This is a genomic window from Acetobacterium sp. MES1 (assembly GCF_002237635.1).
GTDB classification, from domain to species: domain Bacteria; phylum Bacillota; class Clostridia; order Eubacteriales; family Eubacteriaceae; genus Acetobacterium; species Acetobacterium wieringae.
Window position 1 is genome coordinate 90730 of sequence record NZ_MJUY01000036.1, and the last position, 25736, is coordinate 116465.

Sequence of the window (25736 nt, forward strand, 5' to 3'; positions counted from 1 at the left end):
ACCTTAAACAACTCCCCAAATCAAATTGATTTGTTAAGTATTGTTTTATACGTTCCATTTTTTGAATCGCACTTACATACAATCTCTTAACTGAGCAAATATTCGAATATTAAAATATTTGCTTTTCTTGGGCTCACTATATCACATTTTTGGATACTAGTCAATGCCTTGTTTAACTTTTTTTAAATTTGTTTTTGCCAGAGCTTCAAAACCGTCACATGCGCTATATGTTGATGCCAGAAATATTCTGTTCCAAGATATGGTATCTCTTCGGATCAATTGCTATCCTTGCCAAAATGGCTTAATTGTCAGATATTTTTGATTTCAGAAATCGGTAGTTTGTGATGCAACTCATTTTATTTTTTTAACTTAACGCAGATAAATCACATTTTTGGGTAATAAATAAATGTACCCAATCAGTCTTTTTTTACACGAAACTTTGTATCGGGAGGCGCTAAATTATGTTTAAAAATTTTAAATCACAACTGATTAAAATGGATGCACGATTGTTCAATGGTACTCTCAAGGCATTTTATATAAAACATATCCAGTATAAAGGCAAAGCATATTTTTTAACCAAAGAATTATATTTTCCACCACATACAACTGCGAACAAGAGCGTCCGGATGGGTTCTGCTGGCGAATTATTAGCGGTTGGTGGCGATCTAAGCCCTGAACGAATTATTTTTGCTTTCAAAAATGGTATTTACCCATCATCACTTGTTGATCAGCCAATTTTATGGTGGACTTCAGAGATCCGTTGTGTTTTGTTTCCTGAGCATCTTCATATTTCAAAAGTCATGTGGCGTTTAATTAAGCACAACCATTTTCACCTGACCGTGGACAAAGCGTTTGATGATGTCATCAATGGCTGTACCGAATCCCGAGAAGCGTACACCTGGCTCACCCCTGACCGTAAAAAATCGTGTTGCACTTTACATGATTTAGGTTACAAACACTCCATCGAGGTTTGGCAAGATGGCAATCTGGTGGCCGGATTGTTTGGCTTCTCATGCGGCTCATATTTTTATATCTCTTCAATGTTTACACGTGTTAACCACGCTTCGAAATTTGCCATGATCGCCTTGACCATTCGACTGGAAGAATTGAACTGTACGATGATCGATTGCGGAACCTGGCCAACCGATCATCTCAAAAGCATGGGCGTCGTCACAATCGAGCGTGACGAGTTTCTGAAGCGATTAGACCAAAGCATCAATGTTCCTGCAATTATCAATAACTGGGAAGAGCTTTTTGAAAACTGGGACTTTTGCCAAGCCGTCAAAAATCACTTAGTAAAAAATAACCTCGATCCGATATCTTGAATTCTTTTAATGTCGCAATGATCTAATTGTGGCCTTCAACCAGGTCATATTCTGTTAGCATCGCTTTAATTCGATCCCTGGGATTAAACATCATCACATCAATGATCGATAAGTTTGGCACAAACTGATAATAAAATTGTCGGTATTCTAATGTCTCCCTCGTTTTAATAAATTTAAGTTCAATACCATTTTCTGCAAATTTACGTTTTGAATATAAATCCATTCCACCGATCGAATTTATGTAACGTTTTGCCTTCAATTCTTTGCACACATAAATAACTGAATCCTGATAATCTAGTTCCGGTGATAATAAAAAGGAGGATTCAATTAATATTTCTGTTTCAATGTCCAGAAATACACAAATTTCTTTTATACTATTCGTCAGGAACTCTGCAACGTTATTATTGCTAAAATTCACAATCACTTCAATTAAAGGATAAATCAATTTGAATTCCGGAGCTTTCCGGTATGAATTCACAATTTTATTCAGGAATGCACGACTTCCCCTTGGGTCAGATTGCATTACAAAGCTCCGTTTATTGATGTCGAGGAAAGAACTGTCTCGATTTAATGGTAATGTGATCAGTAAAGGTTCGCCATTTAATAAAATCCGGTTTCTGTTGATCCAGCCTTTCCTGATAAACTGCACATCATCTGCAATCACAAAATAATCTGAACAATTAATCATTTGAAAATATCCAATATAAGGAAATAAATAAGGTTGCATGATTGAAACATCCATTTTGATTCCTCGCTTTTTTTTCTTTGACTCGTTTTTACTTTCCGGGAAATTTGGGAGAATTTGATAAGAATTATCATGTAATTCTGCGCCTGCGTGACTTGCATTCATTTTGCACTCATTAAAAATGTGTTGTTGATAATCACTCATCAAAGGGATCTCCATTGCCAAAACCCGGTTCAGATTTCTCAGCTAAAATAACGAATAGTCATCCAGCATTCTGTTTATCTCTGTTGGTGAATTAAACATCATCACATCAATGATTGAAAGTTTTTCTTCAAATACCGGACGGCGTTGGGGATAGCGCTTTATCTTCACCGAGTGAAAATGTATTTTTATCCCAGACTTTTCGTATTTTTCAGGATTAAAAAATGAAAGCCCTCCAATCGGATTCCAGTATTCCTCCACATTTCCCAATTTTTTTGCAGATATTAAGGGCCCACTCATCCGGTTCATTGGCTGGCTCAATTTCCAGGTTCATTTGTGAAAAAATCTCTATATTTTTTTTGATCCCCAGATAATCACAAACACAGTTCATTGTATTATGATTTAAATAAGTAATACTTTCCGTATTAATCGCCAAAGCTCTTTCGACCACCGCCATGGTCTCCTTGTAGAAGGGGGCTTTTTTTTTATAGTGATTCAATTGGCAAAGGATATGATTTCGCCAGTCTTCGTTATTTCTGATTGACACATCTTTTATTTTTGCAAGGTGTGAAGCTTTTACCAGCGGTACGCAAATATATTGGACTCCTTCGCACGGTTTTAAAATTCGGTTTCTTTCAATCCACCCATGCCGAATAAACTGAACCGTATCAAACAAAATAAACCGATCAACCTGCTTTAACAAACTAAAATATCCCAGGTAGGGAAAAAAATAGGGTTGCATTATTCCAATGATCATCTTATTCACGCTTCCTTCGATTGTCCAACATCTCCTTTGCGGTGACCATTAGATATATCAGACATTCAAATTTAAGTAATTTTGCTATTCCAAAATAAATACAGATTCCGACACCTACCTGTAGTGTCAGGGTTATTAAAGGACTCATATTAAGCCATAAAAAACAATAGATAATCCCACCCATTGCCAAAGATAATAACAGCGATGGCATAACATCCTTCAATTGTTGTACATAACTGTAATCCAATAGCTTCTTATTGGGATAGGCATTGATAAACGATGAGGCAACGCTGCTAAAAAACATCCCGGCAGCAATCGCATAGATACCATATGCGAGTGAGACTCCTAAAATCGTTAAGCTGACAACATTTTTAATAATCTCCAGTTTTAAAAATATATCACTTCGGCCCAAGGCATTGATTGCCTGGAGATTAGCAGTGTGAATTGGTAACAAAGCAAATGCTGCACAGGAAATCTGCAAGAATGGGACACAGGGTAACCATTTATCAGTCAAGAGAATTGTGACCAGTGGTTCGGCAATCACTGCCAATCCAACCATCATCGGAAAGATAAAAAAGGCACTGGTCACAATCGCTCTTCTGACCATTTCCTTGACTCGCTGTCGATTATCCTGTTTAAGGGCCAGGGCAGGAAACATGACCGATTGGATTGATCCATTTATATTTGAGACAATCAATGATGGAAATTGCTGACCCCGATTAAAATAACCCAGCATCGCCGGATTATAGATTTTTGCGATGAACAAGCTTTGAACATTATTATAAAGCATATTAATAAGTGCGGAAACTAATAATTTCCATCCAAATGAAAAAAGGCCTTTCAAGCTTTCCAGAGAAAATAAAAACCCCGGTCGCCATTTTACTGTAAACCAAAGAATCCCCGCCACCATCAATTGATTCGTAAGTTGCTGGGCTACCAATGCCCAGGCACCAAACCCATTGTAAGCCATCACGATGCCGATAGTTCCTGACCCAACAACAGCTCCTAAACTACTGTAAAACAATTTTTTAAATTCCAAATTTCTGGCAACAACAGCATTTTGAATCGAATTTAAACCACCTAGAAACAAGGTGGTCGACAAGACTCGCAGCAGTGGTATAAGCATTGGATTCTCAAAAAAATCGGCAATCAGCGGCGCCGAAATGAACAGGATTGCATAACATAGCCCCGCAACCACTAAACTTAAAAAAAACACAGATGAAAAATCAGTTTCATTTGCATCCTGCTTCTGAATAAGTGCGGTATTAAACCCATACTGAACAAAGACATTGGCAAACGAGATGAATATTGTAATCAATGCAATTGTCCCATACTCTTCTGGCAATATGAGACGCGCCAATACAATTTGGACAACGAACTGTATTCCCTGCGTTCCCAGTCGCTCCATAAATTTCCAAAACAAAGATGAAATCACCTTAGATTTAATTTGCTTATCGTCCATAATCCTTCTTCCAGGTTAAATTATTTGATGTTTTTTTTCTTCGGTACAAGTTTTCTCGTCGTCTGATCTTTTACAATTTCAATAAACCCCCTGAAATCTTCGGGCATATATTTAATAATAACAAATTTAAAAGCCAAAAGATACAAAAAACCCACTGCAAACGTCATGACAATCAGTCTGATCAGCGCATATGGTAAGGTTGCTATGGGAGTGCTAATCAGATAACTGACGCCCCCAATGACAATACTGACAAGAATAATTGGCGTTAAATACCCCAATAACTCTCGCATTTTAAGTTCAACTAAATGTCCAATCAGAAACGTCATGATAAAATAGTTGATAATGATCGCAATTGTTGTTGTCACTGCAACTCCGACGATCCCCCATTCTTTACCAATATATGCCCCCCCAATGACCAGTGTTGCGTATGCAATTTGTACCCATAGTCGTTTATAGACCGCTCCCAACGAACGTACCAGCGCATCACCAATTTTATATGCCATTCTAAAAAATAAGCTGACAATTAATATTTTGAAGGGAAGGATGGTTTCTTCCCATTTCGGACCCAAGACCACTTGAACTAAGTCTGCCCCCAGTGTCAGCGACACAATCGTAATTGGAAAAGCCAAAATTGCGATCAGCGCTGTTAAATTCATGACGACATAGCGGATTTTTTCATGTTCATCCTGATACATGGCCAATAAAGGAAACAAGACCCGCTCCATCACTGTGGCAATCAAGTTTGTGGGTACCAATAACAATTGATAGGCTCGATTGTAGAATCCTAAAGCTGCACTTCCAAGTGTTTGACTCACAACAAAATAATCTCCCTGATTGGCAATATTATTAAATAGCTTCGAGAGTGCATATCCGGTACCAAAATTAATTAGTTCTTTTGCTGATTCTTTTTCAATTATCAACCTAAATTTAATCGGCTTTTTGATAATCGACATGACGGTTTGAAACAGAACACTGATAATTTGAGCAAATACGAGCGACCACGCACCAAAACCACTAAGGGCTAGCATAATTGCCACGGCTCCATTGATAATCGCCGCCACCGTATTTATAATGCTGATGGTTTTAAAGCGCATTTCTTTTTGAAGTAATGCTTCAGAAACGCCTGAGATACTATGAATTACGAATACGATCGAAAGAACCCGCAACATCGTGATATCATTTGATCCAACCAGGCTGGCAATTGCGGATGCAAAAATAAAGATGGTCAAATAAATAATGAGCCCCAGTATTAAATTTAAGGTATTTCCGGTTGCAATGTAGTCGTCTGACAATTGCTTTTTTTGAACAATGGCACTTCCCACACCCATCATCCAGAATATTTCAGCAAAGCTGATGATGATCTGAATCGTTGCAACCTGACCAAACTCTTGGGGTAGCAATAATCTGGACAAACTCATCGTGATTAACAACTTGATCACAACACTGGCTAACCCCATAATTGTCATCCAGTAAACACCTAAAAATGCCTTATCTTTATTTGATACTTTCATCAGTCTTAACCGCCCTTATCTCAGATTCATCTCGAGTCAGAATATCAGCCCAAATTTTATCCATTCGTTTTCGAACATTGAAATAGATAGTTCCATATCAATTTCTTTATCGCTTTTAATTCTATATCGTACTGCTGACTGGCATCAACGTTATGAATTACAGCATCTCTAAAACTCAGTGTATGAATAATGTCTGCTTTTCTTTCTAATTCCAGGATACTATGGTCTGGCTTTCTCGTAACTGCTATTTCAGGTGATACAATCAACTTAATGACTAAACCCGGGCTCATTTTAACGCATCGACCAATGTTCTTTTCCTCCATTTGCATTAAACAGTTGATGATCGGGCTATTGATGGTTCCATATGCTTTTCTGATTTTCGGACCATCATTGATTCCCATAAACTGATTTTGCGGAAATCTGTCGAACAGGGAAATTCCGCCGTTCTTAGAAAAGTCATTTGACTTTTTTAACTGCTTTAATGAGTGAACCGAAATGCGATACAAATAAAAGGCATTGAGATGACAATACCCTTTCTTAAGTCCCTTTTTTAAAACGCGATCTGGCGTTTTTTTCAATTGGCTTTTTCCTGTATTAACTGCCTGCTGTTCATTCGATGATCGTGAACGTCCAAACCATCTGACTATTGTTCTAAGACCTTGTTTGTATATGGGGTTATAATGATCACCGCTTCCCAGATAATACCGACGGCAGTCAAGTTTTTTTGAAAACCACTTCTCCAAATCAGTGGTAACGGTGCTTTTGCCTGACCCATCAGAACCAATCACTGCTATTGAAGGACATCTGAACGAAAATCTGTTTTTAGAGGATACTTTTTTTGCACGGTTGTTCATAAAATTCTCCATTGCATCGCACTGATCTGCTTTCCTCCCGCACAAACATAAGTGAACCTGAATTAAGTCGCCGTTAAAATCATCATACCCTATCCACGATTCAAATTTTTTCGAGATTGATCGTTTTTTTAGTTGAATAAATTGGTACTTTATGAACGTTCTTTTATAAATAGTACAATCTTTCTCCAAACCAATGATTATCATTTCAGGTTGTTGATATTTTCTATTGTCATATGTGGTGTTCGGTTGAAGGACTGAATTATCTAGCTTAAGCTGATTTAAATCCTCCAATAGTTGTTTTTTTACATCAATCATTGTCAGTTCCCTTCCCCACACTATCTTAAACGGCTTTGTAAGACGATTTGCCTCATTCTTTTGATCCCTCAACATAAATTCCTAGAGCAATTTAATATAATTTTACAAATCCGATCGACCTCGTCAAGCATCAAATCAGGATACAGCGGCAAAGTTATAACCCGTTCGGCAATATTCTTCGCCACCGGTGTTTCGTTTGAATCAAAACGATTGGCATAGCATTTGTAGTCCGTTGTTAACGGATAGAAGTACTTTCTCGGAATAATTTGATTTCTCTCCAGTTCGTCAAAGACATCATTTCTTAAATTCGCTTTCCCACAAAAAATAACTGGAAAGTAAGCATAATTACTTTTAACCGCTGGTTGCGGTTGCAAAAGTTTTATCCCATTGATTCCGTCCAAGTTTTCACAATAACGATTAAACACAATCTGACGTCTGGCAATTTCTGCATCGATATGGCGGAGATTACAAATTCCCATCGCTGCCTGAAACTCATTCATCTTTGCGTTACCACCGACAAACTCCACTGACTCCGGGCCAGTAATCCCAAAGTTTTTGAGAAAATAGAGTGTTTTTTTCAGTTGCTCATTATTATAGGTTACTGCACCACCTTCGATGGTATTAAAGACCTTTGTCGCATGAAAACTGAAAGTTGACGCGTCACCAAAGTTACCGATGCCGATATTGTTAACCGTTACTCCAAAAGCATGCGCTGCATCATAAATCACCCTCAGTTTGTATTTTTTTGCAATCTTTTCAATCGTTTCCACATCACATACGTTTCCGTACAGGTGAACTGGAACAATTGCACAAGTTTTTTCGGTTATCAAGCTTTCAATTTTTTCTACATCAATAGTATAATCGTCCTCATTGATATCACAAAATACTGGATCCAGACCATTTCTGACAATTGCGTGGGTGGTTGAGGCAAAGGTAAATGGTGTCGTAATCACCTCTCCCTGAAGATCAAAGGCAGCAATCGCACATTCAAGGGCAAGGTGACCATTTGCTAAGAGGGTTACCATTTCCACATTCAAATAATTTCTTAAGCATTTTGCGAATTTCTTGTGCTTTACACCCATGTTGGTTAACCAATGGGTGTCCCATAGCTCTTTTATTTCTGCCATGTACTCTTCAAATTCTGGCATCGATGACCGTGTAACGTTGATTTGGTCTTTCATATCAAGGCTCCTTCGCTCTTCGTTTTCAAACCATCCAGATGATTTTGTACTGCTTGTTTTAAATCCCAATTTTCGAACAATGCACCCCAATCAGCAATCACTTCAGGAGCATCCTTACTTCTATCCAGAATCTCAAGAAACTCATCTCGTGAAATAACAACAGCACCCAAACTTTTCATATGATCCGTTGGCCAAATTCCACAATCCATAATCGTAAAATTCATTTCTGCAAGTCGAACCGATAATCCAATGTATGCTAATTTTGAGGTATGACTCACCCGTGCAAACATCGATTCACCATGAAAATATGTTCCGAATGAAACCCCAAATAATCCCCCTACCAGTTCTTCGCCTTGCCAGACTTCGACTGAATGGGCAAATCCCAAGTTATGCAGTTGATGAAAAGCTTTGACCTGTTCATGCGTTAACCAGGTGTAGTCTTTTCTTGTTTCCGAGCAAGCACTGACGACCTCATAAAAAGCTTGATCAACGGTCAGTTTGTACTTATTCTGGCGAATTAGCGCCCGCATATTTTTGGGAATATGTACATCTTTAGGATACATGACACAATGTCGTTCTGATGTCCACCAAAGAATGGGCTGATTCTTAAATGCAACGGGATAGATGCCATTTTTATAGGCGAGAATAATGCGTTCCGGTTTCCAGTCACCCCCAACAGCCAATAATTCTCCCTCAGGACCCATCCGAATACTTTTGTTTGATGCTGTGTGAGGAGGGAAATATAAATCTTCCGTTAGCTCATAGGCTTTCCCCCGATATTTAATGCGATGTATATAGAAGGCTTTAAGCTTTCCCTTAAAAATCAAGTCATCGAACCTCAACAACCCCGATTTGAATTTTTTTAGTGTCACAATCGCTCCTCCATTTCCATGCTCAGGTATTTGCAACCGGTTAATCCTACCTATTTCGACTCCGTTTACTTCATCAAGCGATACTTTTTACGCAGCTTTTTATAGGTTCTGACTGACTGCGGAAAGTATTGTTTAATCAATATTTTAGTTTTTTCTTTTTTTCCCAGCTTTTTAAATATTGCTTTGAATCGGTCTTCCTTCAATGCTTCAAACCGTTCCTGAGCAATCATAATTTTAAATTGATTGATATTATTTTTGTTCGTGATCGCCTCATCATACTGATAATTTGTGTATTGATTGAGATGTGCCAACATTTTTTCAGTATTATCGACGTGTTTAATTATTTTTTCCAGACTTGACTGTTCTGTATTGGTCCAGGAACCACTCACACCTTTACGGTATGCCGCCATGTATTCATCGATATAATATACTTGTCCGTTTAAGGCAAGATAAATAGCTAAGGGATAATCCGTTACCGGTGCCTTTTTATAAAAATCTGGTTTGTTTGGATCTAAGTAGCGAGGATACATCATCGTATTTGTTGCAAATAATCCGCCCCCACCTTCAATGACTTCTTCAATGGTGAATATTTTGTTCCCAACACTCGGTCTCACCGGTTTTATTTTCCTGCCGATCACGTTGACAATGTAAGCGGCATGAACACAAAGCGTACACTCCGGATGACCCTCCATATAATCAACTTGTTTTTGAAGTTTAAGCGGATCAAGCCAATAATCATCACCTTCACACACTGCAATATACTTTCCTGTTGCTCTTTCGGTATTCAGATCGTCAATATCAACGTCTTTTGAATACAGATTCTCCTTTTGGTAGATCGGCTTAATTAAATCTGGATATTTTTGTTCATAATCACGAATGATTTCTGCAGTTCTATCCGTAGATGCATCGTCATGGATCAATATTTCATAGTTAAAGCTGGTTTTTTGCATAATAAAACTATTTAATGCTTCAGCGATATAATTCTCGTGATTATAGGTGATACAATTCACACTGACCATTGTTTTATTCTTCATAATAAGCTCCCTTTTAAGCGATTCAGCTGTATTTCTATCACTTATCCTGAACAATCTGGATCTGTTATAAATCTAGTGATCTTTAATTCTCATTATATAATTTACGATCACCTGCACAGTTTCATCAATACACGCTTTGGTATTTACATCAAGGCTCTCCAGCTCCAGTTCTTTGATAATTTTTCTGATTTTATTAAAATTATTTTGCTGAATCGTTAGTGTATGGATGGCATCCGCCTCGTTTAACTTCTGTATCCGTGACATATTCCCTTTTCGTTTAACAAGACGCTCAAACGAAATATTAATATCAAGATCAACGTTGACAATGTATAATCCCACATTCTTTTTTTTTGCAAAACAGATTAGTTTTTTAACATATTTATCAGCAATCAATTCTGACTCGTAAAGCATCGAAATAATTTGTTGAACAATTCCCTGATCAACCAAAATAACTTCATCACCACAATCCTGGCCTTTTTTTTGATAAAAATCAAAAAGAACCACTAAAGAAATCACCCTTAACCAGTTTTCATGGTTAAGTTTCTTGTTTGTAATCAAATACATCGTTGCCAGATAGCCTATTTTAACACTGCCTGGCTTTATCCTAAAAAGGTATAACAACAGATGTTTTGAGTTTTTTCTGGTTGGTTTCTTAATAACCTGATGATAGGATTCAATCAGATAATTCTTGCTTTTCATATCCGTAATCACTCGATTTGACAACGTCGTTTTCCCCGAACCTGGAATCCCGTTAAATTCCAGAAATATTGTTTTATTTTTCATCTGAAACTTCCTTTCGAGGCGTTTTCAAATCATCTATGCGGTCATCGTCAGCCATGATCAATGCGCAGATTATTAAATAAAAGATGAAATTTTCTCTGAAAAATAAATTTATCCCAAATCCCCGAAAAATTAATGCCACCAACGGTAAAAGACAGAGCATTCGGCCTTTGACTTTCATCGAAAAAGGCTTAAAAATTGAGTTTAAGACATTGAAATATAAAATTGTTCCGATGATCCCTAAATGGACTAAGAGTTCAAGAAAGTAATTATGTGCCTGCCTTAAATGATAAGCCTCCACCGAGTAACCGACGCCAACAAGGAAAATCCGCCAATCACTGAGATACAGGCTTAAATAATCCGACCAGATGTCTGAACGACCCGTAGTAAGATCCGATAGACTCTGATCAAGAAAACTACCAACGCCCAATCGTTGAAAATAAATATTCATATAAGGTAAACTGCTAATTTCTGAAATAATTAATAATGTCAATGCGATAAAAAAGATGCCTCTTAAAACAACATTGACGTCAAAGGATAATTTGGTCAACTGAACGATCTTAAAAGCTAAATAGAGTATAAATATCACACCCACCGCCAACATAAAAGATAAACTCAACGATAATATCCCAAATCCGAGTAAAATTATCACTAGAACATAATCGTACCAACGATGTTTTTTCATGCCAATCATGTATAACAGCGCCGCAATCGCAATTGTTATGTCCATGGTATAGAAGTTGGGATTTGTCTGGATTCCAGAAAATCTTCCAAATACATCGCCATCTTCGAGTTTAATCCGGGTTTCTTGCATAAAACCGCTTAGGCCAGGAATTAAATCGCTAAAAGACCCTAAGATTGACGCTATGATGATACCCGCAATAAAATACATAAGTAATTTTCGCACCTCGATATCATCCTTATTGTTCATTACTAAAAAAGCCAATACGAAATAAATAACCAGCTCCACCAGTTTTATTAAACTTGAATCCATTGTATTAAGTAAGGAAAAAATAATAAGTGCAAGAATTGATAGGATTTGATAGAGTGAAATCTTCGTTTTCGGATTTAAAAAAATCATTCTGAGGATGTACACTGCAATAAGGACATTAAAAAAAGTATTTCCCCCTGGTGCAAACTTCATGATGGGAGAAAATGGCAACATAAAATACAGACCATAAATTCCTTCTGCTCCACTAAGAAAGATATAGCTACTGGCAATCATAATTCCAATAATCAAAAATACAGTGTTTGAAAGACCAAGAATAATAAGTAGCAGCGCCAAACCTAATATCGCAATGGAATTAGTTGATTTCCTGGTTATCATTTTGAACCTCTTTTTCGTCATTAATCGAATTGTTAATAAACCGCACTATTTTTTTAGCCCGAATATCGATATGGTATTCTTGTGACTGCTCCAAGGCGTTTGCCGCCATTTTCTTACACCAAATATCATCGTTTTTTAAAGATCTAATTGCTTTGGCAATAGCGGTGACATCCATACTATCCACCCGGATGGCCCAGCGATCGGTTAGTATATCATCATTAAAACTGAGATCCGAAGAGATAATCGGTAATCCACAGGCCATCGCTTCAAGAATCGCATTGCTGCATCCTTCTGCCAAAGTTGGCAAAACAAACACATCGGAACAGTTTAAATATTCACAGATCTGATTATGCGGGAGTTTTCCGAGAAACACAATTTCTTCACCGGTTGGTCTGAGATTGCCTGAACCAATAAAAATGACTTTCGTCTGCTCCACTTGTTTCACTGCCTCCGCCAAACGCAAAACACCTTTTCGTTGATCGAATGACCCCATGAATGAAACAATAAAATCATCCTGACCAAATCCCAGTTTGCTTCTGATTTCACGTTTGTCCATTTTGTAGAATTTTTTCGGATCAACGGCGTTTGGAATCACAATCATCTTGTTGCGTGGTGCAAGCTTAAGCTCAATACTTTCATCCAAATTTTTGGTTGAAACGCAGATCACACCGCTTATATCAGCCAGAGCTTTTTGAATCGTTTTACGGGGAAAAAGGCTTTCCACCCAAATCTTACTTTCACCGGTTGCAACGAAAAAGGGAATTTTATACATTTTACTGATTAAACCAGCGGTTACCCCAGAATGCCAAAAATGAGCATAAATAATGTCCGGCCGCGGTCTTATTTTTCTAAAAACACGAATCACTGCTTTTTGTGACACGTATGCCGAAAGGTTCATTCCAAAAATTTTAAGATTTGAGAACGACAGAACCTTGGGCTGATAAACATCCACCCATACCTCTTCATTCACAAAATCCTGCCAGAATTGAGGCCGGGATGATTTATTCTTTAACAGCTTTTTTGTGACACTTTGAGGCGCAATGACTGAACATGGGTATCCCTGCTCGGCAATTGAGCAGACCAGCTCTCTGACAAAGGTATAAACCGGATCATTCTGTGTCGGATAGTTCGGTACAACAAAGCAGATGTGTTTTTTTTGCATGATGGCCTCCCCCCTTCTTCACTCTTACTTTTGCCCGATCGCCTCATATATATTTTTGTATTCCTCACAAATATCAGTCCAGCAAAATTTTCGGGCATCGGTTATTGCATTTTGCGACAAATTATTGTAGTTATTTTTGATTTTGATGATCTTATTGGCAATATCTTCTACATCAAAACAATTTACCGCAAAGCCAACTTCCCCATCGGAAAATTGACCATCAAAGCCCTGCCCTTTAGTGTAAATCACAGGAAGTCCCTGACTCATTGCCTCGGGATAAACCAGACCAAAGGTCTCAGTGATCGACGGCATCACAAAAATGTCACTGTTTCGGTAAATCTCAATCAACTTTTCTTTTGAGCAGTGTGGAAGATATCGGATAAAGGCTTCTTTTTTTATTTGCTCAAAAATTGACGTATCATTGACTGTGCCAACAACCGTAAAGGTCACCTCATATCCCTGGCGGATCAAGTGCCTGATTGCCTTGATGGTTGCGGGAATATTCTTTCTTTTGTTGATCATTCCCACAAATAAAAGATTTAGCGTGTTATTGTCTCGACTTAGTTTAGGAGTCCCCAAATGATCCAGCCAGAATTGATCAATGCCATTGGGAATAACTGCACATTTGGCGAGAATCTCATCTTGCAGGTGTTCTGGCAGATATTTTTTTATTACCGCATCGCGATAGGTTGTTGACAGAAAGATTACCTGTGAGGCCTCTTTTAAAATACTAATCCCAAGTTTTCTAAGCCAGACCATCCGTTTAAAAAAGACATTGGCATCGGTGTCCCGCACTGCAACGATATAGGGAACACCAAAGTCCTTTTTTATTCGCATCGCAATGTATCCGTTGGAAAATAATGAATGGGCATGAACGACTGTATAATCCTCAAGACGGTATGTTCTCTTTATATCCCGATAAATTTTTGTGTGTTTCAGATGAAATAAATAACGATCATAATTATTATGATTAATACTGATGGTTGTATAGTTTCCCAGATCACGATTGACCGCAATTGGCGTCGGTACAAATACATCGATAGCCATTCCTGTTTCTATCTGTTGATCATACAAATGTTTATAAAAAGTTCCTTGAGCGTAATAGGAATTCACATGTAAAACATTCATCATAGCGATCCTCTAAACATCGATAATCACATTGCATATTTCATCGATTTCTTTCTCTGTCAAATAAGGATGCATTGGCAGCGATAATACTGTCTCGCATAACTTATTAGTAACCATATAATCAGCATCATCAAATTCCTGATCGTTAAAAGCTTCCTGTCGGTGCATTGGTTTTGAATAATAAATCATACTTGGTATCTTATGCTCGCTTAATCTGATTTTTAGTGCGTCTCGTTCGGATTTGTTCTTAAGTTTAATGGTGTATTGGGCAAAGCTGGAATAATAACCCGCCGGTATCATCGGAATCTCAACAGCTCCAGCCAATTTTTGGTTATACAGACAATCGATTTTATTGACATCCTCAAGTTCATGCTCAATAAATGCGGTCAGTTTGACATTTAAAATCGCTGCCTGGATTGTGTCCAACCGGGAATTAAGACCAATCCTTACGTTATCATATTTATTTTTTCCTTTACCATGAACTTTTAATGAATTGAGCAGACTGGCTAAGTGATCATCATTTGTAAAAATCGCACCACCATCACCATAACAACCGAGTGGCTTGGCCGGGAAAAATGATGTTGTGGCAGCATGACCAAAACTACCGGCCTTCTGACCGTTAATACTACCGCCAAATCCCTGGGCGGCATCTTCCAAAATTAGCAGATGGTATTTTTCGGCAATCCGACCGATTTCATGATGGTCTGCCGGCAAACCAAATAGATCCACCGGAATAATTGCTTTTGGATTGAGTTCACCTTTTTTTATGACCCGTTGAATAGCGTTTTCTAATTTTTCCGTGTCGATATTAAAAGTATGAGGATCGACGTCAACAAATATCGGGGTTGCACCACTTAAAGACACGACTTCACCCGTTGAAAAGAAGGTAAAGTCCGGTACAAATACGGCATCATCGGCTTTAATTCCCCAGACCATTAACACCAATGTCATGGCTTCAGTGCCATTGGCACAGGAAATAGCATGTTTGACGCCAACATATTTTGCCAGCCGTTCTTCTAGAATTTGAATTTCTGATCCGTTTATAAAGTCAGCCTTTAACAGAACTTTTTGAATGGCACCATCAATTTCGTCTTTATATTTTTGATACTGGGTTTTTAAATCTCTGAACTCCATCAAAATCACTCTCCATTCGCATGATTTTTACTTTTCAATTAATTGATCATTCAAAAGACGATATGCTCTGCCACAAGCTTCACAGGAAAGGCCTTCTTTTAATGGTGTTCCACATTCGCAAACCCAGCCGATTTGTTTTGCCGGTACCCCGGCCATCAGTGCATAGTCATTGACGTCTTTGGTTACCACGGCCCCAGAAGCAATCATTGCCCAGCGGCCGATGGTGTTACCACAAACGATGGTTGCATTGGCGCCGATTGATGCCCCGTATCTCACCAGGGTCTTTTTAAAGCCACCCGGGCCTTTGGGGTATTTACTGCGTGGGGTCAAGTCGTTGGTAAACACCATTGACGGCCCACAAAAAGCATAATCTTCCAGCTCGACCCCTTCATATACCGAAACGTTGTTTTGAATTTTTACCCCTTTCCCGATTATTACACGACTGCCAATATTGACGTTTTGACCCAGTGAACAGTTTTCGCCAATCTCAGCCCCCTCTTGTATATGACAAAAATGCCAAACCTTTGTACCTGCTCCAATTTTAACGTCTTCATCGATATAACTGCTTTCATGGACGAAATAGCTCATTTTTCAAATCTCCCTTTAAAATCTGACGTACTGCATTTTTCCAATGGCAATCGGATCCGTTGTCCTTCTGCGGCCGATTTGTAGATTGCCAGAATAAGCTCCACTGCTCTGCGACCGTCTTCCGCCGTAATAGATGGTTCCCGGTCATTTTTTATCGCATCAATAACATCGGTATAATAGGGTGTATGTCCGTAACCAGCGACATTGGGCGGATTTTTGCTAAACCGTTCTTTAATTTCCCCGGAGTCATCCAGGGCATCAGAAAATTGCCATTCTTCAATAATGTTAACCGACTGACCAGTAGCTTTGACCGTCCCCTTTTCACCAAACAGGTAGAGTGTTTCTTCCAGATTTTTGGGGTAAATGGTTGTCGTTCCTTCAACAATGCCATAGCTGCCATTAGCAAAACGGATCAGAGCGATCCCAAAATCTTCCGCTTCAATATAGGGGTGATTAAGATTGTCTGTCATCCCCACCACTTCAATAATATCATCGCCCAACATCCATCTCAGCAGATCAATGTTGTGAATGCATTGATTCATCAGGGCGCCGCCATCGTGTTCCCAGGTTCCCCGCCATTTCGAACCTACATAGTATTCACACCCTCGATTCCAGCGGATATGGGCGGTTCCATAAAATAGTTTCCCAAAACGTTTTAGGTCCAGGGCTTTTCTAATTTCAATGACCGACTGATTAAAACGATTCTGATGACAGGCACTAACTTTGACGTTTTTTTCTTTGGATCGCCGAATAATTTCATCTGCTTCTTCAAGCGATAGGGCAATTGGTTTTTCGATGATTAAATTGCAACCGGCCTCAATAAAATCCAGTGCGATCGACCCATGCTTCCCATTCTCTGTACAGATCGCTGCCAGATCCAGCTCTTCATGTTGAATTAACGCTTGATGATCGGTATATTGATGGATTGTTTCCGGTAAGTCAAATTTGTTGATCAGTGCATTCATACTTTCCGGATAAACATCACACAGTGCAACAATATCAAGATCATTGGCCCGGGCGGCAGCAATATGATTGGCCGAAATTTTTCCGCATCCGATTAATGCATATTTAAGACCCAAGGTGACACCTCCTTAAAGCAGTTCAATATTTTCTCTATTTTTAATGTTTTTCATGGCATTTTTTGTATCAAAAATAAGTTTCGCATGTCTTTGAATGGTACTGTAATCAACATTCGTGTGAGCGGTTGTGACGATGACCAGGTCGGCTGACTCAATGAGTTCGCAGGTTAGTTCCACCTCACCGGTTCGTGTTTTTCCATGTTCCTGAAATTCTGGTACAAATGAATCATGGTAAACGACTTTTGCACCTTCTTTCTCGATTTCGTCCATTAATTTTATGGCAGGACTTTCTCGATAATCGCCAATGTCCTGCTTGTAAGCGACCCCTAGAAAAAGAATTTTTGAATCTTTTAGGGTTTTGTTGTGGTGATTTAAGATTTTACTGGCCCGTTCAGCGCAATACTCAGGCATCCGGTCGTTTACCATCATTGAGGATTCAATCATTGATGTGTGAAATCCATATTCTCGGGCTTTCCAGGACAGATAGTAAGGATCCAGCGGAATACAATGGCCGCCGACTCCTGGTCCCGGATAAAAAGCCTGAAAGCCATAGGGTTTTGATTTGGCAGCATCAATAACCTCCCAAATGCTGATTCCCATTTTATGACACAACATCGCCAGCTCATTCACCAGCCCAATATTAATATTGCGATAAGTATTTTCAAGAATCTTTTCCATTTCGGCTACGGCCGGTGAAGAAACCCGATAAATGGGGGCTTGTAAAATGCTCTCATACATCGCCGCTGCCACTTCGGTACACTGCGGGGTGATACCACCGGTCACCTTAGGGGTGTTTTTCGTTTTGTAAATCAAATTTCCGGGATCAACCCGTTCAGGTGAAAAGGCCAGAAAAAAATCTTCACCGCATTTTAATCCCGATGACTCAAAAATTGGTTTAAGCAGTTCTTCGGTCGTTCCGGGATAGGTAGTCGATTCAAGGACAATCAACATTTCTTTGTGCATGTATGGAACAATGCTTTCTGCTGAAGACTTGACATAACTGATATCCGGCTGTTGATGCTCATCGAGGGGGGTTGGCACGCAAATACAGACACAATCAGCGGCGGCAACCTTGGAAAAATCCGTCGTCGCCGAAAGCAGACCTGACTTGACAATTGTCTCCAGATCTTCATTGACCACATCCCCAATATAGTTGATGCCAGAATTTACCATGTCGACTTTTTCTTTTTGCACATCAAAGCCAATCGTTTTAAAACCAGCTTTCGCTTTCTCCACTGCCAGAGGAAGCCCTACATAACCAAGACCGACCACACCTAATATCGCTGTTTTAGAAATTAATTTGTCTTTGATCGTCATTTTTATAACTCCCTTTAAATTAATTCAATAAGTTTTTCTGTTAGTCGTTGATAATCATAATCATACGCAGCCGCTAGGGCATTTTTACAGTATTCTTCATATTGCTTTTTTGGCATATTGCTGAACTCGATAATGGCTTGGGCCAATTGTTCTGGGTCAGCCTGATCAACCACCATTCCGCAATTGTATCTTTTTATAAGGTCATAACCAAATTCACAATCAGAAACCGTCGGTTTACCGCTGGCAAAGTACTCAAATAGTTTATTGAGACTGGCCCCGTATTTTTTTATCTGATTGTCCTCAAAGTGAATGATATTGAGATTTGACTTGCTCAGAACATATGGAATCCTATTTTTATTGACATAGCCTTTGAACACCACATTATTAATATTATTCTCTTTACAGAAGTCTTCCAGGTTTTTTCGATCACTGCCATCGCCATAAATAAGGAAAATGATCGCATTGGGCGATTCTTTTTTGACAACTTGGGCTGCTTCAACAATGGATTTAACGTTATTTACAAGTCGAATTGATCCGGTATAAATTACCTTAAAGGTTTTCTCATTGTCTAAATCCAGATCTTCAAATTTATAAACCGTTTGGTTTTCCTTGAAGACATCGAGATCAACACCATTATTTATATGATAAACTTTTTTTAGATCAATCGTACCACCTTGCTCTTTGTTCCAACCGCGTTCAATGATGTAATCGGACCCACCTTCCATGGTAAAGATAAGTTTGTTAGCCCGTTTATAAATCCACTTTTCACCGCGATAAAGAATTTTTGCAACCAAGCTGGTTCGTTTTAAACCACTATAAGCGACAATACTTTCTGGCCAGAGATCCCGGACTTCACAAATACATGAGATCTTAAACTTTTTTGCTATCTGAATACCTGCAATCAGAGTGAGAGGATGTACACTTGATGCCAGAATGAGATCCGGTTTTCCATTTATGCGTGCATATTCTTTAGCAACCGGGAACAGGTTTTTATAAAAGGTCAGCATGTTGACCAGTCTTTTTTTTGCATTTCCAGCGTAATCAGGGGTTTTTATAATCACAAAGGTAATTCCATCAATTGTGTCCACTCGATATCTTTTATTCATAACTTCAATGTTTTCATTCGAAAAGTGATCGGTTGAAGCACAGAAAATGATGGGGTTATAACCCTGTTTTAGCAGATAATGAGCAAACGAGTAATGTCGACCAGCACGATCCTTATACATATTGGTAGCATAGTGGTTCCAAATCCAGACAGTTTTTTTCATCAACGGATACTCCTTGCCGGAACGCCCACATAGGTTCCCGATTCAGTTATGTCTTTTACTACAACCGCACCGGCACCAATTTTACAGTCACCAGTAATGGTTAGATTATTACTGATGGTACTGCCAATCCCAATCCAGGTTTTTTGACCAATCACCACCATCCCGGCCAGATGTGCCCCGGGCGAAACATGAACAAAATCGGCAATACGATTATCGTGGTCTACTGTTGCTGCTGTATTGATAATACAGCCTTTGCCGATTCGCGTGGCACTGTTGACTACAACCCCAGCCATAATCACGGTTCCAATTCCTACTTCCACCGATGACCCAACAATCGCTGACGGATGAATTAAGAGTGGTGGCTCTATTCCAGCTGACTCAAGCTTATTTTGAACCGCTTCTCTAATTTTATTGTTTCCAACAGCAACAAAAACATCTGCTTTATCTGCAAATTTAAAGGCATCCCCTGTATTTCCGACAACACTGAATCCCATACACTCGGTAATTGATGGATCATCATCAAGAAAAGCGATGTTTTTCCATTTATTCATTTTCATTGCAATATCAACGACAACTTTTCCGTGCCCACTTGCTCCGATGATCAATAGCTTTTTTTTCACAACGCAGCGCCTCCTTCGATTAGTACCGTGTATTTTTTAGCACTTTTTATAGTTTTTTTTATCGTCTCCACTTGTTCCCTGAAATAACTCCATTGTTGTCGAATCATTTGCATTGATTCCTTCGCGTTTAAAGACCTTTTTTAACGTTAATAAGATAATCTTCCAATCTTCCACAAAACTGACAGCATCAACATACTTAACATCGAGATCGAATTTCTCTTCCCAGCTAATGGCATTTCGTCCATTTACCTGAGCCAAGCCAGATAACCCTGGCCTTACCTCGTGTCTTCTTTTTTGTTTTTCATTGTAAAGGGGTAAATATTGTACCAGTAATGGTCTCGGGCCAATAACAGCCATATCACCTTTAACCACATTTACAAGTTCCGGCAATTCATCCAGACTGGTGGATCGTAAAAAATTACCAAATTTGGTCAGTCGCTGATCATCAGGTAACAGTGCGCCTTGTTCATCCCGCTGATCAGTCATGGTTCTAAATTTATAGAGTGTAAACACCTTTTCATTTAAACCCGGCCTTTGTTGTTTGAATAGCACTGGATGGCCCAGTTTTTTTCTGATCAACAAAGCCAAAATAAAAAATACCGGTGAGAGGACAATGATTGCTGCCAAAGATAAACAAAAATCCATTGGTCTTTTTATAAATCTTTTATAGATCATCACAGTCACAACCCTTTAATAATCTGACAAATTCGTTTCTGATCTGAGTCTGTCATTTTTGTATCAGAGGGCAGACAAAGACCTGAATTAAACAGCTTTTCTGAAACGATTCCCCCAATAAAGTCACACCATTCAAAAAAAGGCTGCTGATGCATGGGTTTCCAAAGCGGTCGTGATTCAATATTTTCGCCTTCCAGAGCCTCGATTATTTCCAGTGGTTTTATTGATCCATCTAAGGTTATGCAACTCAACCAATAATTTGGCTCATTCCAATGATTGATCGGCATAAATTCAATCCCTGGTAATTTTTCCAGCTCTTGCTTGTAAAATTCAAAGATATATTTTTTTTTGGCAATCCTTTGATCCAGTACTTTTAATTGACCACGACCGATACCCGCTGATATATTACTCATGCGATAATTAAAACCCAATTCGCTATGCTGATAGTGCCGTGCCGAATCTCTCGATTGAGTCGACCAGAATCGCACTTTTTCAATTCGTTCCTGATTATCAGAAACCAACATTCCACCGCCAGACGTAGTGATAATCTTGTTTCCATTAAAACTAAATACGCCATATTCACCGAAGGTGCCAGTTTGTCTGCCTTTGTACAAAGTACCCAGGGACTCCGCAGCATCTTCGATGACAGTAACGCCATGATGATTACAGATTGCCATGATTTTATCCATATCTGCCGACAAACCGTAAAGATGAACGACAATCACCGCTTTTACCTGAGGATATTTTAAAAAAGCCGCTTCTAATGCAATTGGACACATATTCCAGGTTTCTTCATCACTATCAATAAATACCGGAATTGCCTTTTCATAAATAATCGGGTTAACGGTTGCTGAAAAAGTGAGCGATGGACAAAAGACAATATCTCCTTCGCTAACACCAACTGCCCGTAATGCCAAGTGAATTGCAGCTGTCCCAGTATTGACTGCAGCTGCATATTTAGCGCCAACTTTTACTGCAAATTCTTTTTCAAATTCATTGACGTTTGGACCCAGTGGTGCAATCCAATTGGTGGCAAATGCTTCCTTGATATATTCCATTTCAAATCCTTCATCACTCATATGTGGTGATGACAGATAGATTTTCTCAGCCATTGTTGTCGTCCTCCTAAAAAATCGTTACTTGATGTCACCTTAGCATTATGATTTGATCGTATTTCTAAGATGTGATTATCTAAAAAATTATTGATTTGTTTTCATTCTTCACAAAAATCATTCAATAATCAAATTCTTTATTATTGCGGTGCTGTTAACACTGTATAAAGGAATATCCTTAACGTCGTTATCTTCAAATGAAGATAACCTCAAATTTTCAATATTTCCAATCAACAAACACAGGGATTCTGTTATTTCGCTGGCATCAATTGAAACATTAGAAATTGTAGCTTGCTCGACATTCTCAATACTAAAGCCGCCATGGTCATTCTCATTTGCTTTTGCTCCACTGATACTCACCTTATCAATACTTAATTCGGATGCTTCGTTGATTTTAAAACCCAAACTACACCCTTCAATCACTAAGCCTGATATTGTTATATTTTTGGCACCGCTGTTGATATGAACACCAACAACACTATCTTTGATGCGGCAATCTTTGAAAATCATGTTTTCAGGCGGTTTATTATATTGTGGATTTCCCGCAATTGCTATTCCACCTCCCGATGCATTATTGAATTCAACATTTTCAAAATAAAAATTACTGTTGTCACCTCGGAGGTATGCGGAATGCAACCATTTCGTTCCGCCGTCGCTTGAATTCAGGATACTGTCAACCATGCTAAAACCATTCGTACCAGAAATCTGTATCGGCATCCCCGAATGATCAATTTCTAGTCTACTTATCGTTATATCCTTATTTTTGAACTTCCCTGTTTGGGCTAATTTTAGGCCTACATAGACATTATCCATGAAAACATCATTGATTGTCATTGCTTCAACGCCTTGAAAGTAGATCCCCTGAACATTGCTGACACGACTGTTCTCATAATAATCAACACCCTTAATCGTATTTTCTGACTTTAAAGTTAGTCCTTCGATTGAAATATTCGAAACAGTCTCATCTGGATTAGACCAAAGCATGTTCTTGATTGTATCTTCTTGCGGGGCCATGAATAGTACAGCTCCATAGCCACTAATGTGGGTGTTATCGCTAATGATCAATTGTTTTGTAATTAAATACGGTTTTTCCGACTCTGGTAAGATCAATAGCGCATTTTTATTACTCGCTTCATCAATTGCATTTTGCAGGGCAACGGTATCATCAGTTAAACCATCACCCTTTACTCCGTAATCTTTTGCATTAACTGTTTTGTCTTTCGGTACGATTACTTTTTTTATTTGACTCGGATTCGAAGAAAGTTTTTCCGATGAGTCCGATTCTGCGGGACTCATAAAGTTAAGTGCAAAAACAATTGCACCGATCACTGCCAATATGAACACTGAGATTGTTAGCTTCCTCATAACAAAACCTTCCTTCCGATGTTTATTCAGAAATTTCTGCACCCATCCGATCTCATTAAATAATATGCATCTTTAAGCTTGAACCCTATCTTAAAATAGAACTGTTCTAACTATGATAGTATTACTCCAACCAAAACGCAAGCACAAGTTAAAAATTTCTTGCTACTTAGCAAATTTTGTTTTTTATTCGAGAAGTCTGCACTCCATTGTGAAATACATACCCAATATTCCCCAAAAAACTCAGGGGTTGACTGCGATTGGATCTCGATCCGAATAATTACAATTTTATTTCCCATTTTCAGTTGTTTTTATTATATTATACTATCAATTCGGAATCAGTCAGGTTTTTTTCTAAATAAATAACGTTGCCTCTTGTTATGAACCCTAACCATTGGGTATAATAGGCTTGAGGTGATAGATTATGAAAGTTGAGTACAACAAAATTGTTCGGGATAAAATTCCTGAAATCATTCGAGACAGCGGACGTACCTGTGAGTACAAAATCTTAGGTGAATCAGAAGTTAGAGAAGCGCTACAAGAGAAGCTTCTTGAAAAAGCTCAGATTTTTTTGAAAAGACCCTCTGAAGATGAACTTTCGGATATCTACGAATTGCTGGATGCAATTGTGGAAAGCTTTGATTTTGAGCCGCTTCATATTGACTATTTAAAAATTCAGAATAAAGAAAACAAAGGTACCTATTCTGAAAAAGTCTTTCTGATTTCGGTAGATGACGGTCAATAGTATTTCAAAAAAGCAACAGGACTGGTGATCAATTTTCTGTCACCAGTCCTGTTTATTCTTTAAAACGAAAAAGCACTTTCTAAATGATTAATCACCTGCTCCCCGTTTGATTCGTAATAGATTTCGATAACATCAAAGCGGATATTGACATCATCGAGCTGCATTTCTTTTATGTACCAAAGCGCTGTTTTACCAATTCGTTTTTGTTTTGACCGGTTCACCGCTTCCCGGGGATATCCAAAATCCAGATTTTTTCGATATTTTACTTCAATGAATACCCATGTGTCATGATCTTTTGCAATGAGATCGATTTCTCCAGATGGCTTTTTATAATTTGTTTCATAAATCTGAAAACCGTTATTTTTTAAATAGTTTAATGCTAACGCTTCTCCGGCTTTACCTTTTTTTACATTATGTGTTTTCATTTTAAGCCCAGATTCTGAATAAAACTTTTACGGTGGATCGGCGTCGGTCCATATTTTTTTAAGGCTTTTATATGTTCAGCCGTTCCATAGCCCATATTGTGATCAAAACCGTACTCCGGGTACTCTTCGTGATAAATCTGCATCAGATTGTCCCGGTAGACTTTGGCAACAATGCTTGCTGCAGCAATGGCATAGCTGGTGGCATCACCATGGACAATCGCTTTCTGGGGGATATCTGTATCGATATGAAGAGCATCAATCAGGAGCAAATCCGGTTTAATAGACAACTTCGCCAGCGAATCAGTCATGGCCTTTTTGGTCGCATTAAGAATATTCAAATTATCAATCACATCACAATCAACCTGTCCAATGGCATAATCTACAGCATCTTCAAGGAGTTGTTCACACAAAGTTTCACGATTTTTTTTCGCAACTTTTTTTGAGTCATTAACATATAAGCGACTGGAATCTGGTTTCAGAATAATGACGCAGGTCACCACTGGTCCTGCTAAGGGACCCCGCCCAACCTCGTCGATGCCACCGATATTCAAGATACCCTGATCATAGTAACCGGATTCAATTGATTTCATTTTTTCAATTCGTTGAACTTCCTGGTCTCTGGCTGCGGTTTTCTTCTCTAAATTTTGCCCAATTTTTTTAACAGCAGCCCGATGATCTTCTTTCAGCATCGGGATCAGGTTAGGATATTCTTCCTTCTGCCTGGTCACAACATACTCTTTTATCTGTGTAACAGTCATATTATCAATTTTTTTCATGATTACCTCTTTATTACGATTCTACCGTCATTATACTACAA

26 protein-coding genes are annotated in these 25736 nt (G+C 38.6%); 2 read left to right on the forward strand and 24 right to left on the reverse strand.

Features of this window, described 5'->3' with window-relative positions:
• Positions 1-461: 461 nt before the first annotated feature.
• Positions 462-1325, forward strand: a complete 864-nt coding sequence (gene aat / locus BI182_RS11045; RefSeq protein ID WP_228883479.1) for a leucyl/phenylalanyl-tRNA--protein transferase — start codon at positions 462-464, stop codon at positions 1323-1325.
• Between the two features lie 22 nt (positions 1326-1347).
• On the opposite strand, the gene BI182_RS11050 is transcribed toward aat (BI182_RS11045), so the two are convergent.
• The 22 genes from BI182_RS11050 to BI182_RS11150 form a co-directional block, all read right to left on the reverse strand.
• Positions 1348-2214, reverse strand: coding sequence for a WbqC family protein (locus BI182_RS11050; protein ID WP_286807897.1), 867 nt, complete (start codon positions 2212-2214; stop codon positions 1348-1350).
• 42 nt (positions 2215-2256) lie between these two features.
• On the reverse strand, positions 2257-2520 hold the full coding sequence (locus BI182_RS17295) for a WbqC family protein (RefSeq protein WP_353744769.1): 264 nt from the start codon (positions 2518-2520) through the stop codon (positions 2257-2259).
• Positions 2429-2968, reverse strand: a complete 540-nt coding sequence (locus BI182_RS11055; RefSeq protein ID WP_286807899.1) for a WbqC family protein — start codon at positions 2966-2968, stop codon at positions 2429-2431. The genes BI182_RS17295 and BI182_RS11055 overlap by 92 nt, the downstream gene beginning before the upstream one ends.
• A gap of 1 nt (position 2969) precedes the next feature.
• Positions 2970-4430 (reverse strand): lipopolysaccharide biosynthesis protein, encoded by a 1461-nt coding sequence (locus tag BI182_RS11060; protein ID WP_286807904.1) that lies wholly within the window; start codon positions 4428-4430, stop codon positions 2970-2972.
• Positions 4431-4450: 20 nt separating this feature from the next.
• On the reverse strand, positions 4451-5941 hold the full coding sequence (locus BI182_RS11065) for a lipopolysaccharide biosynthesis protein (protein ID WP_286807906.1): 1491 nt from the start codon (positions 5939-5941) through the stop codon (positions 4451-4453).
• A 56-nt stretch (positions 5942-5997) separates the two neighbouring features.
• On the reverse strand, positions 5998-7110 hold the full coding sequence (locus tag BI182_RS11070; protein WP_286807907.1) for a hypothetical protein: 1113 nt from the start codon (positions 7108-7110) through the stop codon (positions 5998-6000).
• A 68-nt stretch (positions 7111-7178) separates the two neighbouring features.
• Positions 7179-8291, reverse strand: coding sequence for a DegT/DnrJ/EryC1/StrS family aminotransferase (locus tag BI182_RS11075; protein WP_286807910.1), 1113 nt, complete (start codon positions 8289-8291; stop codon positions 7179-7181).
• A complete protein-coding gene (gene aat / locus BI182_RS11080; protein WP_228883473.1) occupies positions 8288-9163 on the reverse strand; it encodes a leucyl/phenylalanyl-tRNA--protein transferase in 876 nt (291 codons plus the stop codon). The genes BI182_RS11075 and aat (BI182_RS11080) overlap by 4 nt, the downstream gene beginning before the upstream one ends.
• A gap of 65 nt (positions 9164-9228) precedes the next feature.
• On the reverse strand, positions 9229-10251 hold the full coding sequence (locus tag BI182_RS11085; protein WP_286807922.1) for a glycosyltransferase family 2 protein: 1023 nt from the start codon (positions 10249-10251) through the stop codon (positions 9229-9231).
• A gap of 18 nt (positions 10252-10269) precedes the next feature.
• Entirely contained in the window at positions 10270-10980 is a 711-nt protein-coding gene (locus BI182_RS11090) for a hypothetical protein (protein WP_228883470.1), read from the reverse strand.
• Positions 10970-12304 (reverse strand): O-antigen ligase family protein, encoded by a 1335-nt coding sequence (locus BI182_RS11095; RefSeq protein ID WP_228883468.1) that lies wholly within the window; start codon positions 12302-12304, stop codon positions 10970-10972. Before BI182_RS11095 ends, BI182_RS11090 begins: the two co-directional genes overlap by 11 nt.
• Positions 12282-13466, reverse strand: a complete 1185-nt coding sequence (locus BI182_RS11100) for a glycosyltransferase family 4 protein (protein ID WP_286807934.1) — start codon at positions 13464-13466, stop codon at positions 12282-12284. The genes BI182_RS11095 and BI182_RS11100 overlap by 23 nt, the downstream gene beginning before the upstream one ends.
• 24 nt (positions 13467-13490) lie before the next feature.
• Positions 13491-14597: a glycosyltransferase family 4 protein gene (locus BI182_RS11105; protein ID WP_353744770.1), complete on the reverse strand. Its 1107-nt coding sequence runs from the start codon at positions 14595-14597 to the stop codon at positions 13491-13493.
• A 9-nt stretch (positions 14598-14606) separates the two neighbouring features.
• Positions 14607-15728 (reverse strand): DegT/DnrJ/EryC1/StrS family aminotransferase, encoded by a 1122-nt coding sequence (locus tag BI182_RS11110; protein ID WP_286807940.1) that lies wholly within the window; start codon positions 15726-15728, stop codon positions 14607-14609.
• Between the two features lie 27 nt (positions 15729-15755).
• The gene (locus BI182_RS11115) at positions 15756-16316 is read right to left on the reverse strand and encodes an N-acetyltransferase (protein WP_286807943.1); all 561 of its coding nucleotides are present in this window, start codon (positions 16314-16316) and stop codon (positions 15756-15758) included.
• Positions 16313-17395 (reverse strand): Gfo/Idh/MocA family protein, encoded by a 1083-nt coding sequence (locus BI182_RS11120; RefSeq protein WP_286807946.1) that lies wholly within the window; start codon positions 17393-17395, stop codon positions 16313-16315. The genes BI182_RS11115 and BI182_RS11120 overlap by 4 nt, the downstream gene beginning before the upstream one ends.
• A 12-nt stretch (positions 17396-17407) precedes the next feature.
• A complete protein-coding gene (locus BI182_RS11125) occupies positions 17408-18712 on the reverse strand; it encodes a nucleotide sugar dehydrogenase (RefSeq protein ID WP_286807950.1) in 1305 nt (434 codons plus the stop codon).
• A gap of 14 nt (positions 18713-18726) precedes the next feature.
• The gene (locus BI182_RS11130; RefSeq protein WP_286807952.1) at positions 18727-19980 is read right to left on the reverse strand and encodes a glycosyltransferase family 4 protein; all 1254 of its coding nucleotides are present in this window, start codon (positions 19978-19980) and stop codon (positions 18727-18729) included.
• Complete coding sequence (locus BI182_RS11135) at positions 19980-20600, reverse strand: acetyltransferase (protein ID WP_286807953.1); 621 nt, start codon at positions 20598-20600, stop codon at positions 19980-19982. Before BI182_RS11135 ends, BI182_RS11130 begins: the two co-directional genes overlap by 1 nt.
• Before the next feature lie 36 nt (positions 20601-20636).
• Positions 20637-21272 carry a sugar transferase gene (locus BI182_RS11140; protein WP_187389165.1) on the reverse strand — a complete coding sequence of 212 codons (636 nt, stop codon included), beginning with the start codon at positions 21270-21272 and terminating at the stop codon, positions 20637-20639.
• Positions 21273-21280: 8 nt separating this feature from the next.
• Positions 21281-22387, reverse strand: a complete 1107-nt coding sequence (locus tag BI182_RS11145) for a DegT/DnrJ/EryC1/StrS family aminotransferase (RefSeq protein WP_286807962.1) — start codon at positions 22385-22387, stop codon at positions 21281-21283.
• Positions 22388-22504: 117 nt separating this feature from the next.
• A complete protein-coding gene (locus BI182_RS11150) occupies positions 22505-23752 on the reverse strand; it encodes a glycosyl hydrolase family 28-related protein (protein ID WP_286807965.1) in 1248 nt (415 codons plus the stop codon).
• Between the two features lie 421 nt (positions 23753-24173).
• Here BI182_RS11150 and BI182_RS11155 point away from each other — a divergent pair, with 421 nt between their 5' ends.
• Complete coding sequence (locus tag BI182_RS11155; protein WP_148636469.1) at positions 24174-24494, forward strand: nucleoside triphosphate pyrophosphohydrolase; 321 nt, start codon at positions 24174-24176, stop codon at positions 24492-24494.
• Positions 24495-24553: 59 nt separating this feature from the next.
• On the opposite strand, the gene BI182_RS11160 is transcribed toward BI182_RS11155, so the two are convergent.
• Both BI182_RS11160 and rnhB read right to left on the reverse strand, forming a co-directional pair.
• Positions 24554-24919: a YraN family protein gene (locus BI182_RS11160; protein WP_148636468.1), complete on the reverse strand. Its 366-nt coding sequence runs from the start codon at positions 24917-24919 to the stop codon at positions 24554-24556.
• The gene (gene rnhB / locus BI182_RS11165; RefSeq protein WP_228883447.1) at positions 24916-25695 is read right to left on the reverse strand and encodes a ribonuclease HII; all 780 of its coding nucleotides are present in this window, start codon (positions 25693-25695) and stop codon (positions 24916-24918) included. The genes BI182_RS11160 and rnhB overlap by 4 nt, the downstream gene beginning before the upstream one ends.
• Positions 25696-25736: the final 41 nt, after the last annotated feature.